Origin of the sequence: Spirabiliibacterium mucosae, assembly GCF_014884965.1 — a bacterium.
Classification (GTDB): domain Bacteria; phylum Pseudomonadota; class Gammaproteobacteria; order Enterobacterales; family Pasteurellaceae; genus Spirabiliibacterium; species Spirabiliibacterium mucosae.
On sequence record NZ_JABTBO010000010.1, the window covers coordinates 65,140 to 79,821 of the forward strand.

General features: G+C 49.9%; 15 protein-coding genes, 1 tRNA gene and 1 pseudogene. 7 read left to right on the forward strand and 10 right to left on the reverse strand.

Features of this window, described 5'->3' with window-relative positions:
• Nucleotides 1–14 precede the first annotated feature (14 nt).
• From HPC37_RS05370 to HPC37_RS05395, 6 genes and pseudogenes are all read right to left on the reverse strand, one after another.
• Nucleotides 15–783: pseudogene (locus tag HPC37_RS05370) on the reverse strand (ABC transporter permease).
• A gap of 1 nt (nucleotide 784) precedes the next feature.
• Entirely contained in the window at nucleotides 785–1,711 is a 927-nt protein-coding gene (locus HPC37_RS05375; protein ID WP_208122155.1) for an ABC transporter ATP-binding protein, read from the reverse strand.
• A 124-nt stretch (nucleotides 1,712–1,835) separates the two neighbouring features.
• The gene (pepB, locus tag HPC37_RS05380) at nucleotides 1,836–3,134 is read right to left on the reverse strand and encodes an aminopeptidase PepB (protein WP_486669396.1); all 1,299 of its coding nucleotides are present in this window, start codon (nucleotides 3,132–3,134) and stop codon (nucleotides 1,836–1,838) included.
• A 69-nt stretch (nucleotides 3,135–3,203) separates the two neighbouring features.
• Entirely contained in the window at nucleotides 3,204–4,268 is a 1,065-nt protein-coding gene (gene dinB / locus HPC37_RS05385; protein ID WP_208122157.1) for a DNA polymerase IV, read from the reverse strand.
• 63 nt (nucleotides 4,269–4,331) lie between these two features.
• Nucleotides 4,332–5,042: a CidB/LrgB family autolysis modulator gene (locus HPC37_RS05390; RefSeq protein ID WP_208122158.1), complete on the reverse strand. Its 711-nt coding sequence runs from the start codon at nucleotides 5,040–5,042 to the stop codon at nucleotides 4,332–4,334.
• The gene (locus HPC37_RS05395; RefSeq protein ID WP_208122159.1) at nucleotides 5,042–5,452 is read right to left on the reverse strand and encodes a CidA/LrgA family protein; all 411 of its coding nucleotides are present in this window, start codon (nucleotides 5,450–5,452) and stop codon (nucleotides 5,042–5,044) included. The genes HPC37_RS05390 and HPC37_RS05395 overlap by 1 nt, the downstream gene beginning before the upstream one ends.
• Before the next feature lie 74 nt (nucleotides 5,453–5,526).
• On the opposite strand from HPC37_RS05395, the gene HPC37_RS05400 reads away from it, so the two are divergent.
• The 4 genes from HPC37_RS05400 (at nucleotide 5,527) to HPC37_RS05415 (ending at nucleotide 8,199) form a co-directional block, all read left to right on the forward strand.
• Nucleotides 5,527–6,069, forward strand: coding sequence for a thermonuclease family protein (locus HPC37_RS05400; RefSeq protein WP_208122160.1), 543 nt, complete (start codon nucleotides 5,527–5,529; stop codon nucleotides 6,067–6,069).
• Nucleotides 6,066–7,268 (forward strand): aminotransferase class V-fold PLP-dependent enzyme, encoded by a 1,203-nt coding sequence (locus tag HPC37_RS05405; RefSeq protein WP_208122161.1) that lies wholly within the window; start codon nucleotides 6,066–6,068, stop codon nucleotides 7,266–7,268. The genes HPC37_RS05400 and HPC37_RS05405 overlap by 4 nt, the downstream gene beginning before the upstream one ends.
• Nucleotides 7,265–7,654: a SufE family protein gene (locus HPC37_RS05410; protein WP_208122162.1), complete on the forward strand. Its 390-nt coding sequence runs from the start codon at nucleotides 7,265–7,267 to the stop codon at nucleotides 7,652–7,654. Before HPC37_RS05405 ends, HPC37_RS05410 begins: the two co-directional genes overlap by 4 nt.
• An 89-nt stretch (nucleotides 7,655–7,743) precedes the next feature.
• Nucleotides 7,744–8,199 carry a flavin reductase gene (locus HPC37_RS05415; RefSeq protein WP_208122170.1) on the forward strand — a complete coding sequence of 152 codons (456 nt, stop codon included), beginning with the start codon at nucleotides 7,744–7,746 and terminating at the stop codon, nucleotides 8,197–8,199.
• 31 nt (nucleotides 8,200–8,230) lie between these two features.
• Here the strand turns inward: HPC37_RS05415 and yfbV are convergent, their stop codons facing one another.
• On the reverse strand, nucleotides 8,231–8,671 hold the full coding sequence (gene yfbV / locus HPC37_RS05420) for a terminus macrodomain insulation protein YfbV (RefSeq protein WP_208122163.1): 441 nt from the start codon (nucleotides 8,669–8,671) through the stop codon (nucleotides 8,231–8,233).
• A 156-nt stretch (nucleotides 8,672–8,827) separates the two neighbouring features.
• Between yfbV and HPC37_RS05425 the strand changes: the two genes are divergently transcribed.
• The 3 genes from HPC37_RS05425 (at nucleotide 8,828) to HPC37_RS05435 (ending at nucleotide 12,447) form a co-directional block, all read left to right on the forward strand.
• Nucleotides 8,828–10,033, forward strand: a complete 1,206-nt coding sequence (locus HPC37_RS05425) for an acetate kinase (RefSeq protein WP_208122164.1) — start codon at nucleotides 8,828–8,830, stop codon at nucleotides 10,031–10,033.
• 54 nt (nucleotides 10,034–10,087) lie between these two features.
• Nucleotides 10,088–12,226 carry a phosphate acetyltransferase gene (gene pta / locus HPC37_RS05430; protein ID WP_208122165.1) on the forward strand — a complete coding sequence of 713 codons (2,139 nt, stop codon included), beginning with the start codon at nucleotides 10,088–10,090 and terminating at the stop codon, nucleotides 12,224–12,226.
• A gap of 144 nt (nucleotides 12,227–12,370) precedes the next feature.
• Nucleotides 12,371–12,447, forward strand: a tRNA-Val gene (locus tag HPC37_RS05435).
• A gap of 236 nt (nucleotides 12,448–12,683) precedes the next feature.
• Here the strand turns inward: HPC37_RS05435 and HPC37_RS05440 are convergent.
• Genes HPC37_RS05440 through HPC37_RS05450 form a run of 3 tightly spaced genes read right to left on the reverse strand, consistent with a single transcriptional unit; the run spans nucleotide 12,684 to nucleotide 14,558 of the window.
• Nucleotides 12,684–13,718 (reverse strand): response regulator, encoded by a 1,035-nt coding sequence (locus tag HPC37_RS05440; RefSeq protein WP_235961447.1) that lies wholly within the window; start codon nucleotides 13,716–13,718, stop codon nucleotides 12,684–12,686.
• Nucleotides 13,718–14,023, reverse strand: coding sequence for an ATP-binding protein (locus HPC37_RS05445; RefSeq protein ID WP_235961449.1), 306 nt, complete (start codon nucleotides 14,021–14,023; stop codon nucleotides 13,718–13,720). The genes HPC37_RS05440 and HPC37_RS05445 overlap by 1 nt, the downstream gene beginning before the upstream one ends.
• A 1-nt stretch (nucleotide 14,024) precedes the next feature.
• Nucleotides 14,025–14,558, reverse strand: a complete 534-nt coding sequence (locus tag HPC37_RS05450) for a hypothetical protein (protein WP_208122166.1) — start codon at nucleotides 14,556–14,558, stop codon at nucleotides 14,025–14,027.
• Nucleotides 14,559–14,682 lie beyond the last annotated feature (124 nt).

The following is a 14,682-nucleotide window of genomic DNA, read 5'->3' on the forward strand; positions in this document are numbered from 1 at the left end:
GCACTTTTTGTTTGTTAATTGCGAAGGCCGATGCCTTTATTGATTAAATAATACACAAATCCATACAACGCCACAATAAACAGCGCCAGCACGATAAAAGTGCGGTACAGTGCAATGTCGCTCACCCCCCAAAAAGCCAAAACGAAAGCCGTTGATCATATACACAATCGGATTGAGCTTTGACACGCCTTGCCAAAACGCCGGCAGCAGCGTGATGGAATAAAACACCCCGCCGAGGTAGGTCAACGGCGTTAACACAAAGGTCGGGATGATGGAAATATCATCAAACGAGCGGGCAAACACCGCGTTGATCAGCCCGCCTAAGGCAAAGGTGGCGCTGGTCATCAGCAAAATGGCTAAAATCACCCACCAAGAATGCACGTGCAGCGGCACAAAAAAGAGCGACACCATGGTCACCAAGGTGCCCACGATGATGCCGCGGGTCATGCCGCCGCAGACATAGCCGAGAATAATCACATGAGTGGAGGTGGGCGAGACTAGAAGCTCTTCAACGTTGCGGGCAAATTTAGTGCTGTAAAACGACGAGGCCACATTGGCAAACGAGTTGGTGATGACCGACATCATAATCAGCCCCGGCACAATAAATTGAATGTAGCTATACCCGCCCATCTCGCCAATGCGTGAGCCAATCAGTTGGCCGAAAATCACAAAATAGAGCGTCATGGTGATCACCGGCGGCACCAACGTTTGCACCCAAATGCGCATAAAACGGTGAATTTCTTTGTGTAAAATGGTGAAAAACGCCACGCGTGACAACGACATATTATTCTCCTTGTGTGCTTTTTTGCGTGAGTGCCATGCGGATAAACAGCTCTTCTAAGCGGTTGGTTTTGTTGCGCATGCTCAGCACATCAATATTTTGTGCGCTGAGTTGCGCAAACAAGGCATTGAGCCCTTGGCGGCGAGAGACGTCCACCTCGAGCGTGTTGTCGTCAACCAAGCGGGAAACATAGCCCTCAATTTGCGGCTTGACCGCACTTTGCGCTAAATCGAGCACAAAGGTTTCGGATTCCAGCCGGCTTAACAGCGCTTTCATGGTGGTGTCGACCACCAGCCGCCCGTGTTGGATAATGCCGATGTGGCGGCACAGCATTTCGGCCTCTTCCAAATAGTGGGTGGTGAGAATAATGGTGGTGCCGTGCTGGTTGATTTCACGCAAAAAATGCCACATCGAGCGGCGCAGCTCAATGTCCACGCCGGCGGTGGGCTCGTCTAAAATCAGCAAGCGCGGGTTGTGCATCAGCGCGCGGGCAATCATCAGCCGCCGCTTCATGCCGCCTGAAAGACGCATGGATTTTTGATCCCGCTTGTCCCACAAATCGAGCATTTTCAGCCATTTATCCGCGCGTTTAATCGCCTCTTTGCGCGGAACGCCGTAGTAGCCCGCTTGGTTGATCAAAATATTCATCGCGGTTTCAAAATTATTGAAGTTAAACTCCTGCGGCACCACGCCGATTTGCTTTTTCAACTCGGTGAGTTGGCTGTCGAGGTCATAGCCAAACACCCGCACGCTGCCCGCACTTTTGGTCACCAATGAACTGATAATGCCAATGGTGGTGGATTTGCCCGCGCCGTTGTGGCCCAACAAGGCATAAAAATCCCCTTCTTGCACGCGCAAATCAATCCCGTGCAGGGCGGTGAAGCCGTTAGGGTACGTCTTTTTCAGCCCTTCTATTTCAAGTGCATACATTAAAACACCTTTTCAACCTTAAAAATAAACGCGCATAGTATACACCATCTGCGCCCATCAGGCGATCTTGCGCCCAACAAAAAGCCAGGCAAGGCCTGGCTTGGGTTGCAAACCGCACTTTGCGTTATTTGTCCGCCTGTGAGAGCAGCAAGTTGGCCAAGGTGTTCACGCCAATGCCTGTGGCGCCCGTGGCCCATTGGCCGTTGGCGGATTTTCTAAAGGTGGCGGAACAGTCAATGTGCAGCCAGCGTTTTGGGTATTTTTCAACAAAATAGGATAAAAACGCGGTGGCCGTGCTCGCTCCTGCGCCTGTGCCCGCCGGCACCGTGGCGGTGTTGCAGATGTCAGCAAATTGGGATTTGATTTGCCCGCGGTGGAATGGCTCAAACGGCAAGCGCCAAAAGCGCTCTTGCTCTTGCTCGGCGGCTTTGAACAAGGCTTTCACCAGTTTGTCGTCCATGGACAACACGCTGTGGTAATCATTGCCCACCGCCACTTTGGCTGCACCGGTGAGTGTGGCGCAATCAATGATAAAGTGCGGTTTGTCGGCGCTGGCGTTAATCAAGCCATCGGCAAGCACCAGCCGGCCTTCAGCGTCGGTGTTGAGCACTTCCACTGTCACGCCGTTGCGATATTCAATAATGTCACCGAGTTTGAACGCCTGGGCGCTGACCATGTTCTCGGCGCAGCACAAATAGAGTTTCACGCGCTGGTTCAAGCCGCAGCTAATCGCCAAGCCCAAAGCGCCTGTGAGCAGCGCGGCGCCGCCCATGTCAGAACGCATCGAATCCATTGAGCTGCTTGGCTTGAGGCTATAACCGCCCGAGTCAAAAGTGATGCCTTTGCCCACCAAACTTGCCATCACTGGCGCGCTTTTCTCTCCTGTCGGGTTGAAATCCAGCTCCAGCATTGCGCCGCTGTGTTGCGAGCCGCGACCCACGGTCAAAATACCAACGTAGCCTTTATCAGCCAGCGCTTGTTGGCTGGTGATGTGATAGCTGACCGCACTTTGCATTTCAACCGTTTCGGCTTGTTGCAAAATAAAATCTGCTGCGCGTTGGGCAAGCACTTCAGGGGTGATCACTTCCGCAGGCAAGTTGATGATTTCGCGCACAAAATCGCCACATTCAATTTGGCGGAAGAGCTGTTGTTGCTGCTCGTCGTCAAGGTGTGGAAACTCAATGCCGAAATCTTGCTTGGCGGTGTAAAACCCTTGATAAAACGCCCAGCAGCGTGGCAAATCCCACGCTGTGCCCGCCAGCTCAACCTCGTTAATGCCTTGGCTACGCAAGCGGCGTGCGGCAGTTTGGATGGCGTGATTCTCACCGTTGAAATGAATTTGCGCTCCTTTGTTATTAAAGCTCAGCAGCGCACCCTTGCCCCACTGTTCATCAGCGGGTTTGTCGTTTAAATAAATTTGCATCGTCATAAGGCTACCTAAAGTCAATCAATGTGGTGTTAGTATAGCGCAGTTGTTGAAAAAAATAACCTGTTATGGCCACAAACTCAGCTGCTCAAATTGCCGCTCGGGGGCAATTGTCACCTGCAACCCAATCAAGCGCACGCGCCGGCCTTTGCGGCGCAGCCAAATTTGGGCGAGGAGCTGCGCAAAATTGGCTTTGGTGAGTGTCAAAGTGCGGTTTTCCAGCGTGGTGATTTGAAAATCATTGAACTTGAGCTTGACGCCGAGGTGGTGAAACTCGCTTAACACCCGCCCTGGAAAGTGCGCTTGCATGCGCGCGATGAGTTTGTCAAACAAGCCATCGAGCACATCACTTGCCTGCTCGAGGGTGTCGATGTCGCGCCAGAGTGTGGTTTCCACCCCTAGGGATTTGCGAATGCGTTGTGATTGCACGCCGCGCGGGTCTTCCCCGTGGCTGAACTGCCAAATCCGCCGCCCGAGCTTGCCAAAGGTGTCAAACAAAATATGCTGCTCCATCGCGCGCACATCGGCGCAGGTTTCCAGCCCCATTTGGCTGAGCTTTTGCGCGGTGATTTTGCCCACCCCTGGGATTTTGCCCAGCGGCAAACGTGGGATAAAATCATCAACATCTTCAGGGCGGATCACAAACTGCCCGTTGGGTTTGTTCATATCCGAGGCGATTTTGGCTAAAAATTTCAGCGGCGCCACACCGGCGGAGGCGGTGAGTTGCGTTTCTTTAAAAATCGCTTGGCGGATGGCCTGGGCAATCCAAGTGGCGGAGCCGTTAAACGCGCGGCACTGGCTAACATCAAGATAGGCCTCATCGAGCGAGAGCGGCTCAACAAGGTCAGTATAACGGCGGAAGATGCGGTGAATTTGCTCAGATACCTCGCGATAAAGCGCCATATTGCCTTTGAGCAAAATCAGCTGCGGGCATTTGCGAAGTGCGGTTGCGCTTGGCATCGCGCTGTGCAGCCCAAAGCGGCGCGCTTCATAATTGCACGTGCTCAGCACCCCGCGGCGCTGCGGCGAGCCACCCACCGCCACGGGCTTGCCGCGCAGGCGTGGGTTTTCGCGCATTTCCACCGCGGCAAAAAAGCAGTCCATATCAATATGGATTATCTTTTGCACCATCTCACCCAATGTTGTTACCGATGACGCATTATAGCAAAAATACTGTATAAATAAACAGTATTTTTAAAACAAGAGTAACACCAGTTTGAACACCAGTGGGGCTAAAATAGAGGTGATAATCCCACACAGCACCAGCGCAATCGAGCTGTAAATGCCCGCTTGTTTATCCAGCTCTAGCGTGCGCGCCGTGCCCAAGGCGTGGGAGGCGGCGCCGATAGACAGGCCAATGGCCTCGGGGTGCTTGAGTTTGAGTTTTTTCAGCAAAATATAGCCAAAAATCGAGCCTTGCAGGCCAGCGAGCACCACGCTCACCGCCGTCACAGATGGCACGCCGCCGATGGTTTCAGCCACCGCCATGGCAATGGGCGTGCTGATGGATTTTGGCAACAAAGTGGCCATAATCTCTTGATTGGCGCCAAGCAACACCGCCAATGCGGCACCGGTGAACATCGCAAACACCGAGGCGGTGGTGGTGATCAGCAAAATGCTCTTCCAGCGGCTGCTGATTTGGCGCAGCTGCTCATAGAGCGGCAGCGCCAGCGCCACAATCGCTGGCCCCAGCAAATTATTGAGCGGCGCATTGCCTTGCATATAGCTGTCGTAAGGGATGTCAAACAGCAACAAAATCGCCACCAGCATTAAAATGGTGAGCACAAAGGAGTTGAAAATAATCGAGCGCCAGCGCTTGCTGATCCACACCGCGACGACAAACACCACAATGGTTAGCCCAGAATAGAGCCAAAGTGCGGTTTGATTGAGTAACGATTGCCACATCACGCCTGCCCTCCACGCCGTTTGCTGGCTTTGCGCCGCAACGATTTGATGGAATGGCGGTTATATAAATAATCCCCCATAAAGCCAATCACCACCATGGTCAGCACGGTGGAGACAAAATTAGGAATGAGCAATTGCTTGGCGTTGTTGAGCAGCACGTCGCTGTATTTGATGATGCCGACACTCACTGGCACAAACAGCATCGCCATGTAGCGCACCAAAAGTGAAGCGCCGAGTGAAATCCACTGCACTTTCACCACTTGCGTGGTTAAACAAAAGAACAAGATCAGCAGCCCCCAAATGCTGCCCGGCACCCCGATGGGAATTAAATGTTCAATAAAAATCCCTATATACAGCACCACATATAAGATCACAAGGGCGCGCAATAGGTGAAAAATTTTCTGTTGCATAGGTTGTATGAGAATGTAAATCGCGTTAAAGTCTTTTTTAAATATCAGGCAATTTTACTCTTTTTTTGTGAGCAATGTCACCTTTTCAATGCAATAAATCCCCTACTTTTTTCAGGTTTTTTGGGCTGGCGACCGCACTTTGCTTGCTGAGCGCGGCCAGTGTGGCCAAGCCCCATAAAGTCACTCGCCAGGTGGTGGTGCAGCAGTGTTATGCCCGTTATGTGATTGATGGCGATACTTTTATCTGCCAGTTTGCCCAAGGCCAAGAGCAACGCGTGCGCTTGCTTGATATCGACAGCCCCGAGCGCGCCCAGCCGTTTTATCACGTCTCCCGCCGCGCCTTGCGTGAGCTGATTGAAAAGCGCATTGTCACCTTGCATACCACTGGCCGCGATCGCTACCACCGCCTGCTCAGCCGCGTGTATGACGCCCAAGGCCAGCAAGATGTCAACCTCAAGATGCTCGAACTAGGGCTTGCGTGGGTTTATCATTACAGTGATAATGCGCAATACAAAGCCGCCGAGCAGCAAGCCCGCGCGGCCAAACGCGGGCTGTGGCAAGATGCGCGCAGCCAAGATCCGTATTATTTTCGCAAACAACACAAAAGGCAGCCATGACAGCACCATGCCGCGATTTTCGCGCCGCTTTTCCTTATTTCAACACGCCGAATGCCGGTGTGTATCTCGACAGTGCCGCCAGTGCGCTCAAGCCGCAGGTGCTGCTTGATGCCACCTGCGCCTTTTATGCCGAGGCCGGCAGCGTCCACCGCGGGCTGCAACAAGCGCGCACAACTGAAGCCTTTGAGCACGCCCGCCAGCTTATGGCGCAGTGGCTCAATGCGCCCGCTGCCGAGTGCGTGGTGTGGACATCGGGTGCTACCGCGAGCATTAATCTGGTGGCGCATAGCCTTGCAAATACTTTAAGCAAGACGGATAACATCGTCACCACCACCGCCGAGCACCACGCCAATTTTGTCCCGTGGCTGATGTTAACTAAAAAGTGCGGTGCGAGCCTTCGTGTGGTGGCCTTTGATGCGCAATTTACGATCACGCCGACCGCACTTTTAAATCAGCTTGACGCCAATACCAAACTGGTGGCGCTGAATGTGCAATCGAATATCACCGGCCAAGTGCAAGATGTCGCCACGCTTATTCCACTCATTCGCCGCCACGCGCCCAATGCCTTGATTTTGCTCGATTGCGCCCAAGCGATTGTGCACCAGCGCATTGATATGCAACAACTTGGCGCCGATTTTTATGCTTTCTCCGCCCACAAGCTCTACGGCCCCACTGGCCTTGGTGTGTTGGCAGGGCGAATGGAAGCACTCGAGGCGCTGCAACCGCTCTTTTATGGCGGCAAAATGGTTGAACGCGTGAGTGAAAGTGCGGTCAGCCTTGCTCCACTGCCCCAGCGCCTGGAGGCAGGCACGCCCAATGTGGCGGCGGTGATCGGCTTTGGCCGCGTGTTGGAATGGCTGGCTGAGTGGGATTTCGACGCCCTTAATCGTGACGCTGTCACATTAGCACAGCACTGCCAGAGCGCACTTTTGCAACTCCCAGGCTGTCACTGTTACAGTGCAACGCCAGCGGCCAGTTTGTTCTCTTTTGTTTTTGATGGCATTGCCAGTGTTGACATCGCCATGCTGCTGCAAGAGCACGGCATCGCCCTGCGCACGGGCGCCCACTGTGCGCAGCCTTATCTCGATGCCCTTGGCGAGCAAAGCCTGCTGCGGGTGTCTTTCGCGCCTTATAATAATGACGACGATCTCGCGCGCTTTTTGACCGCACTTTCGCAATCACTGGATTTGTTAACATGACCGACATCAACACCCTGATTAATCAATTCACCGCCCTGCCCGACTGGCAAGCGCGCTACCGTGCGTTAATTTTGCTCGGCAAAACTTTGCCCGCGCCCAGTGAGGCCGAACTTGGACAAATGCGCCAACTCGGCGGCTGTGAAGTGCCGATCTTTTTTGCCCTTGAGAACGATAAAGTCCGGTTATACAGCCAATCACGCATCATCAATGGCTTGTTTGTGATCTTGCTCAGCCAGCTGGCGGCCTTGAAAAATACGCCTGAAGCGCTGGATATCCACGCCACGCTGGCAAAGTGCGGTATTAGTGATAATCTCAGCGCCACGCGCTTGGCGGGCTTGAAAGAGATTGAAAAACAGATAAAAACCGCACTTTGCCCTGCCAACTAGGCTGGGCAGCGCATTCGTTTCTTGCTAAAATCACCTTATTTCAACCAAAAGGACAACGCGTGTTAGATCCATTTCTTTTTCGTGACGCCATGGCCAATGTGGCCTCGGCGGTGAGCATTTTAACCTCCCACGGGCAGGCTGGCAGCGCGGGGCTGACCGTGTCTTCCATGGCGTCGGTGACCGACACGCCCGCCACCGTGCTAGTGTGCATCAACCAAGGCAGTGACTTGCATGATGTGATTGCCGAAAACGGCCATGTGGCCATCAACCTCCTCCAGCCAGAGCATGAAGAACTTGCGCTGCACTTTGCCTGCATGGCCGGCAGCACTATGGCGGAGCGGCTAAGTTGGGATGTGTGGGGCACTGGCCGCCACGATGTGCCGATTTTGAAAAATGCGCTGGCCGTGTTGCAAGGTCGCGTAACTCACACCCACAAAGTGGGCACCCACAGCGTGTTTTTTATTGAACTTGATGACATCACCATTGCCGAGCACGGTGATGCCTTGGTTTATCACAATCGCCGCTTTAAAGCGCTTGAGCATTAACCCACGCGCTTGGCTGACCGCACTTTGGCTTTTATAACTCGTCCCAAAAGGCGTCATCGAGATGCTGCTTGGCCTGGGCGAGCACGCAGGCGAGGTCGTAAAAGTGCGGTTTGTCCACCTCGTTGACAGCCACGCCTTTGGCTTTTAAGGCGGCGCAAATCTGTTGATAAGCCACTTGCGAGCGCGCATTGAGTGGCGTTTGCGCACGCCTGCCGAGCCAAAAAACACCTTGCAGTGGCAAACTCAAAGCAAAAAGTGCGGTGACAATCGCCGCCGCCAGCGCCATTTGGCTGTGCGGCAAGGTTAACCGCTGCCACACTATCGCCAGCACCGCAATGGCTGGCGTGGCCTTTTCACCAAAGCGAATGGCGCGAATCACACGATTTTCAGGGAAGATCATGCCAAGTTTGGGATGCAACACCCAGGTGTTGAGATAGCGACGGCCTTGTCGATAGGTTTGTAATAAACTCATTTTTTGGTCTTGCGTTTCAAAAAATTGAAAAAAATCAATTTTTCCTGCATTTATCCTGCGTTATAATTTATTTTATGCCAACAAAGGTGTATTCTATTGCAGTTATTTTTATGGCGCAATGGCGCCTTCACTTAATCAATCAACATAGGTATCGATATGTCTGAAAAACTCATTCTGGTGCTCAACTGTGGCAGCTCATCTCTCAAATTTGCCATCCTTAACCCTGAAAATGGTGATGAAAAGCTATCTGGTCTTGCTGAAGCATTCCACTTGCCAGACGCTCGAATTAAATGGAAATTACACGGTGAAAAAGGCAATGCCGACCTCGGCGCGGGTGCCGCCCACAGCGAAGCCTTGGCATTTATCGTGAACGAAATTCTCGCCAAAGAGCCTGAACTGAAAGACAACATCGTAGCCATTGGCCACCGTATCGTACACGGCGGTGAAAAATTCACCTCTTCTGTGTTGGTCAACGACGACGTTATCGAAGGCATCCGTGATGCGATTCAATTTGCGCCATTGCACAACCCGGCGCACTTAATCGGTATCGAAGAAGCTTTCAAAGCCTTCCCTGAATTGAAAGACAAAAACGTGGTGGTGTTCGACACCGCATTCCACCAAACTATGCCGCAAGAGGCCTTCCTCTACGCGTTGCCATACAAACTGTATAAAGAAAACGCCATCCGCCGCTACGGCGCGCACGGCACCAGCCACTATTATGTCAGCCGTGAAGCCGCCAAAGAGCTTGATATCCCTGTCGACAAACTCAATGTGATCACCTGCCACCTGGGCAACGGTGGCTCTGTGTCTGCCATTCGCCACGGGGAATGTATCGACACCTCCATGGGGTTGACCCCACTTGAAGGGATTGTGATGGGCACCCGCTCAGGCGACATTGACCCGGCTATCGTGTTCTATCTCTACAACAATCTCGGTTACAGCATGGAGCAAATCGAAAAATGCTTAACCAAAGAATCTGGCTTGTTGGGCTTGACTGAAGTCACCAGCGACTGCCGCTACGCCGAAGACAACTTTGAAACCGAAGAACCCGCCCGCCGCGCGTTGGAAGTTTACTGCTACCGTTTGGCGAAATACATCGGTGGCTACATGGCAATCATCGGCGAGCGTTTAGACGCGATTATCTTCACCGGCGGCATTGGTGAAAACTCCGCCCACGTGCGCGAGTTGACTCTAGGCCACTTGAAACTCTTTGGTTACAAACTCGACGAAGAACGCAACCTGGCTGCTCGCTTTGGCAATGCTGGCAAAATCACAACTGATGACTCCCCATTGGCGATGGTGATCCCAACCAATGAAGAGCTTGTGATTGCGCAAGACACTGCCCGTTTAGCGGCAAAATAATCCCACGCTGCCGACTGTTGTCGGCAGTTTTCATTTAAACGAAAGGTTTAGATTATGTCACGTACTATTATTTTAATCCCCGTCAGTGCTGGCGTTGGCTTGACCAGCGTGAGCCTCGGCCTTGTGCACGCGTTGCAACAAAAAGGCGCCAAAACGGCGTTTATGAAACCGATCTCTCAACCAAGCAGTGGTGAAGACAAAATTGACCGCACCACCGCGATTTTGCGCTCAAGCACCGCCATCGACACTGGCGAGCCAATCATGCTTAGCCAAGCGGAATCCTTGATTGGGCAAAACCAAGCCGATGTGTTGCTTGAAAAAATCGTTGCGCAACATCAACAATTGAGCACTAAAAACGAAATTGTGATTGTGGAAGGCTTGATTCCAACCTCTAAAAGCGCCTATGCCGCCGGCATCAACTACGACATCAGCCAAGCGCTGGATGCTGAAATCATCCTTGTTGCCGCGCCAGGCACCGACAGCCCTAGTCAATTAATCGAGCGCTTAGAAGCGACTGCCAGCGACTTTGGTGGCCGTTCTAACCCGAATATGCTGGGCGTGGTGGTCAACAAATTCAATGCGCCAGTGGACGAAAGCGGCCGCACTCGCCCGGATTTGAGCGAAATTTTTGAAGCGTTTAAAGAGCGTGAAAATTCCAGCAATGAAATCCGCCACCTGTTCACTAAGAGCCCATTGACATTGCTGGCTTGCATTCCATGGAATGCTGAGCTAATCGCCACCCGTGCGATTGATATTGCCAAACACCTTGATGCGCACATCATCTATGAAGGCGAAATCAAAACCCGCCGCATCCACGGCATCACCTTCTGCGCGCGCAGCCTGCCAAATATGCTTGAGCACTTCCGCGCGGGCAGCTTGTTGGTGACCTCCGCCGACCGCCCAGACGTGCTGGTGGCCGCCTGCTTGGCTGCGATGAACGGTGTCAAAATCGGCGCACTGGTGCTCACCGGTGGCTACAAAATTGATTCTCAAATCAGCAAATTGTGCCAACAAGCCTTTGAAACTGGCCTGCCGGTTATTCGCGTGGAAGGCAACACCTGGCAAACCTCATTGAACCTGCAAAGCTTCAACCTTGAAGTGCCCGCCGACGATGCCGAACGCATTGAAACTATCAAATTGTTCACCAGTGAACAGTTCAACCCACAATTTATCGACGGCTTAATCGGCGGCTCATCACGCCTGCGCCGCCTCTCACCGCCGGCGTTCCGTTATCAATTAACCGAACTGGCGCGCAATGCGAAAAAACGCATCGTGTTGCCTGAAGGCGACGAGCCACGCACCGTGAAAGCCGCTGTGCTGTGTGCTGAGCGCGGCATTGCCGAGTGTGTCTTGCTGGCAGACCCAGCCGAAGTGGAACGCGTGGCGGAATCCCAAGGCGTGCAATTAGGCAAAGGCATCACCATCATCGACCCGAAAATGGTGCGCCAAAACTACGTGCCACGCTTGGTTGAACTGCGTAAAAACAAAGGCATGACCGAAGTGGTGGCTGAAGAACAACTGCAAGACAACGTGGTGCTCGGCACCATGATGCTCGAAGCAGGCGAAGTGGACGGCTTGGTGTCAGGCGCTGTGCACACCACCGCGAACACCATTCGCCCACCGTTGCAAATCATCAAAACCGCGCCAGGCAGCTCATTGGTATCATCCATCTTCTTTATGCTGCTGCCAGACCAAGTGCTGGTTTACGGTGACTGCGCCATCAACCCAGACCCAACAGCTGAACAGCTTTCAGAAATCGCGATTCAATCCGCCGATTCTGCCAAAGCCTTCGGCATCGATCCAAAAGTGGCGATGATCTCCTACTCCACTGGCACATCAGGCCAAGGCTCTGATGTTGAAAAAGTGCGTGAAGCGACTCGCTTGGCGAAAGAAAAACGCCCAGATCTCGTGATCGACGGCCCATTGCAATACGACGCTGCCGTGATGGAAGACGTGGCCCGCTCCAAAGCACCAAACTCCCCAGTGGCAGGTAAAGCCACCGTGTTCATCTTCCCAGATTTGAACACCGGCAACACCACCTACAAAGCGGTACAACGCTCAGCCGACCTCATCTCCATCGGCCCAATGTTGCAAGGCATGCGCAAACCAGTCAACGACCTCTCTCGTGGCGCACTGGTTGACGACATCGTCTACACCGTGGCACTGACCGCAATTCAAGCCACACAACAATAATCAAAGTGCGGTCAACCGCACTTTCCCATCAACGGCAGGCACTCCTGCCGTTTTTTATTTCAAGTGCTTAACAAATACACGATTTCCCCAACAAACCCCTTGTCCAAGGGCACAAAAATCGCTATTATAATCGCACTTTCCAATGCGACCATAGCTCAGTTGGTTAGAGCACCACCTTGACATGGTGGGGGTCGGTGGTTCGAGTCCACTTGGTCGCACCATTTATTATTTAAAATCAATATGGTATAATCAAAATTGCTTCGGTTTGAAATGGCAACATATGTTTATCATGCTCTTGTTTCTTTACAGCCTCTGCAGAAATAATTGCATTAATATCGATAAAATTTTCTAAAGCCCCGCTAGCATATGTGTGACATCCTAATTTAAGGTTTAGAAAAATTTACTCAGTTTTCGCATTGCCCTATATCTCCCAGTCGATTTTATTTTTAATAAAGTCTTATAAGTGTTTCTGAGGGGCTATATCAATATCAGGCTGCCCCTGTCTAGCATAGTAGGAAGAAAATCTTGAAATAATATCTTTTAAGAAAGGAGGAGATATCTGTATTTGAGGACTATCAAAAAGATTCTTAATATCATCCTCAGTAAATGTAGAAACTCTCCGAAAATTTATTACTCCACCTAGGTAAAAGTCAGTTTCTGGCAAAAAGTGGTAATAAAATGTTTTATTCTTATGAATTTCTATGTTTTTTTTCTTTTTTGTAATCTCTTGTAAAGGTTGTATCTCAACTAAAAGAGCACGATCAGTATTACATCGACCATTTTCTCGTTCAGCTAAATCACAGGCTGGATTCATTACAATAAAATATTCGTCAGACTCCTTTTTTTTGAGAATACTGCCCGTATTAATTCTATCATTAACTGGAGGAGATATATACATTTCCTCAGGATAGCAACGATTAATATCATTATCTAAATACTGGATAAGATGATTAAGTGTGTGTCTCAGCAATGCTTTTTCTGTTCTTGTGGGATCATATTCTGCATATTTAATCCAACTATCAAGTCTCGGTAGAAGATTTCGAATAAATATGGTAGCAAGCTTCTCTTCAATTGTACCTTTGCCACCTAGAATTCTTGTCAATCCCGTACAATAAATGCACCGAAATTTTTCGATAATTTCAGAATATGAATGCTCTCCTTTTATGTATCTTTTAATTAAGGGAAAATCATCTTGTTCAGCAAAATAAGGTGTTCCAGTCATAATTACAACAGGGATACGTCTAAGGCTATTCTTGATTTTTTGAATAACCTTATTTCCATCATCTGGCTCTGAGCTGGTAAGTTTCATATCAACAATAACTCCATCAAAGTCTGATTGCTTCAATTTTTCTTCAGCTTCTTCGACTGTTTTACAAACTTCTAAGCAAACTTTGAATTCGGTATTATCGTTATTAAAGTCATCAACTGCGTTTTGACAAATTTTTATATCTTCTCTAGAATCTTCAACTAAAAGTAATTTGATATTATTCATTATTTATTCTCTACCTGCAATCGAAAATAAGCCCCTGTGTCAGACTGAAGTGCAGCCAATTTCAAGCCGCTTCGCTCAGCCGCCTCTCCAGCAATAGCTAACCCAATCCCCATTCCTGTTGGCTTTGTACTAAATTGAGGTTCGAAAATCGATCCATCCTCAATCAGACTTGCTTCTATTCCAGGGCCGGTATCGCGAAAATCAACATAGCTCAATTTATTATTTTCTGATATTATATCCACCAGAATTCTTCTATTGTTTAATGAGGATTTTTCTTTCAGCCAAAATATGCTATTGTCAATCAAATTAGTAAAAATAGCTTGAATATCCTGCTGCCAAGTTAAAAATTAAATCAGAGTTTCCATTTATTTCATACTGAATTTGATTATCCTTCATATCTTGGCGAAACACATCAAAACACCCCTGAATTTCTTTTTTTATTCTTAACTCTTGAGGAGAAACCCTTCTACCTGATGCTAAAGGATCTAATCGTTTAAACAGATCAGAGAGTACAGCTGCATTTAATTCAACACCTTTAGCAATATCGACAATTTCATCAATATTCTTTTTATTTCCAGTTTGCTGTAATTTTTGTTGAAACCTACTAATACGCGGCACTTCATTACGGAAGTAGTTTAATGGCCTTCGCCCCTCATGCATTACAACGGTGATAATTTTACCCAATGTGGCCTGCCCTTGATAAATAGCTATCGCACGACTAATGTTTTCTACACTTTTTTCTTTACTCTTTTCTTCATTAGTAATTAATTCAACAATTTCATCTGCAGCCTTTCCTTGTACTCCTTGGCTAATTAGTTTTATTCGTATTTTCTTTTTCAATTCATCTAAGAAAAAAGCTTCTCTAATCTTTTTCCACCTTAAGAGAAGATTTACTTAGGCCTGCTTTTCTTCTATAACTAAATCTACGCTCTTCTAACTTACCAATCACTTCTTTAGTAATTTC

Bases quoted from the DNA above. Each gene is read 5' to 3' on its own strand.
- HPC37_RS05375 (WP_208122155.1), bottom strand. From the start codon at position 1,711: ATGTATGCACTTGAAATAGAAGGGCTGAAAAAGACGTACCCTAACGGC.
- pepB (WP_486669396.1), bottom strand. From the start codon at position 3,134: ATGCAAATTTATTTAAACGACAAACCCGCTGATGAACAGTGGGGCAAG.
- dinB (WP_208122157.1), bottom strand. From the start codon at position 4,268: ATGGTGCAAAAGATAATCCATATTGATATGGACTGCTTTTTTGCCGCG.
- HPC37_RS05390 (WP_208122158.1), bottom strand. From the start codon at position 5,042: ATGTGGCAATCGTTACTCAATCAAACCGCACTTTGGCTCTATTCTGGG.
- HPC37_RS05395 (WP_208122159.1), bottom strand. From the start codon at position 5,452: ATGCAACAGAAAATTTTTCACCTATTGCGCGCCCTTGTGATCTTATAT.
- HPC37_RS05400 (WP_208122160.1), top strand. From the start codon at position 5,527: ATGTCACCTTTTCAATGCAATAAATCCCCTACTTTTTTCAGGTTTTTT.
- HPC37_RS05405 (WP_208122161.1), top strand. From the start codon at position 6,066: ATGACAGCACCATGCCGCGATTTTCGCGCCGCTTTTCCTTATTTCAAC.
- HPC37_RS05410 (WP_208122162.1), top strand. From the start codon at position 7,265: ATGACCGACATCAACACCCTGATTAATCAATTCACCGCCCTGCCCGAC.
- HPC37_RS05415 (WP_208122170.1), top strand. From the start codon at position 7,744: ATGGCCAATGTGGCCTCGGCGGTGAGCATTTTAACCTCCCACGGGCAG.
- yfbV (WP_208122163.1), bottom strand. From the start codon at position 8,671: ATGAGTTTATTACAAACCTATCGACAAGGCCGTCGCTATCTCAACACC.
- HPC37_RS05425 (WP_208122164.1), top strand. From the start codon at position 8,828: ATGTCTGAAAAACTCATTCTGGTGCTCAACTGTGGCAGCTCATCTCTC.
- pta (WP_208122165.1), top strand. From the start codon at position 10,088: ATGTCACGTACTATTATTTTAATCCCCGTCAGTGCTGGCGTTGGCTTG.
- HPC37_RS05440 (WP_235961447.1), bottom strand. From the start codon at position 13,718: ATGAATAATATCAAATTACTTTTAGTTGAAGATTCTAGAGAAGATATA.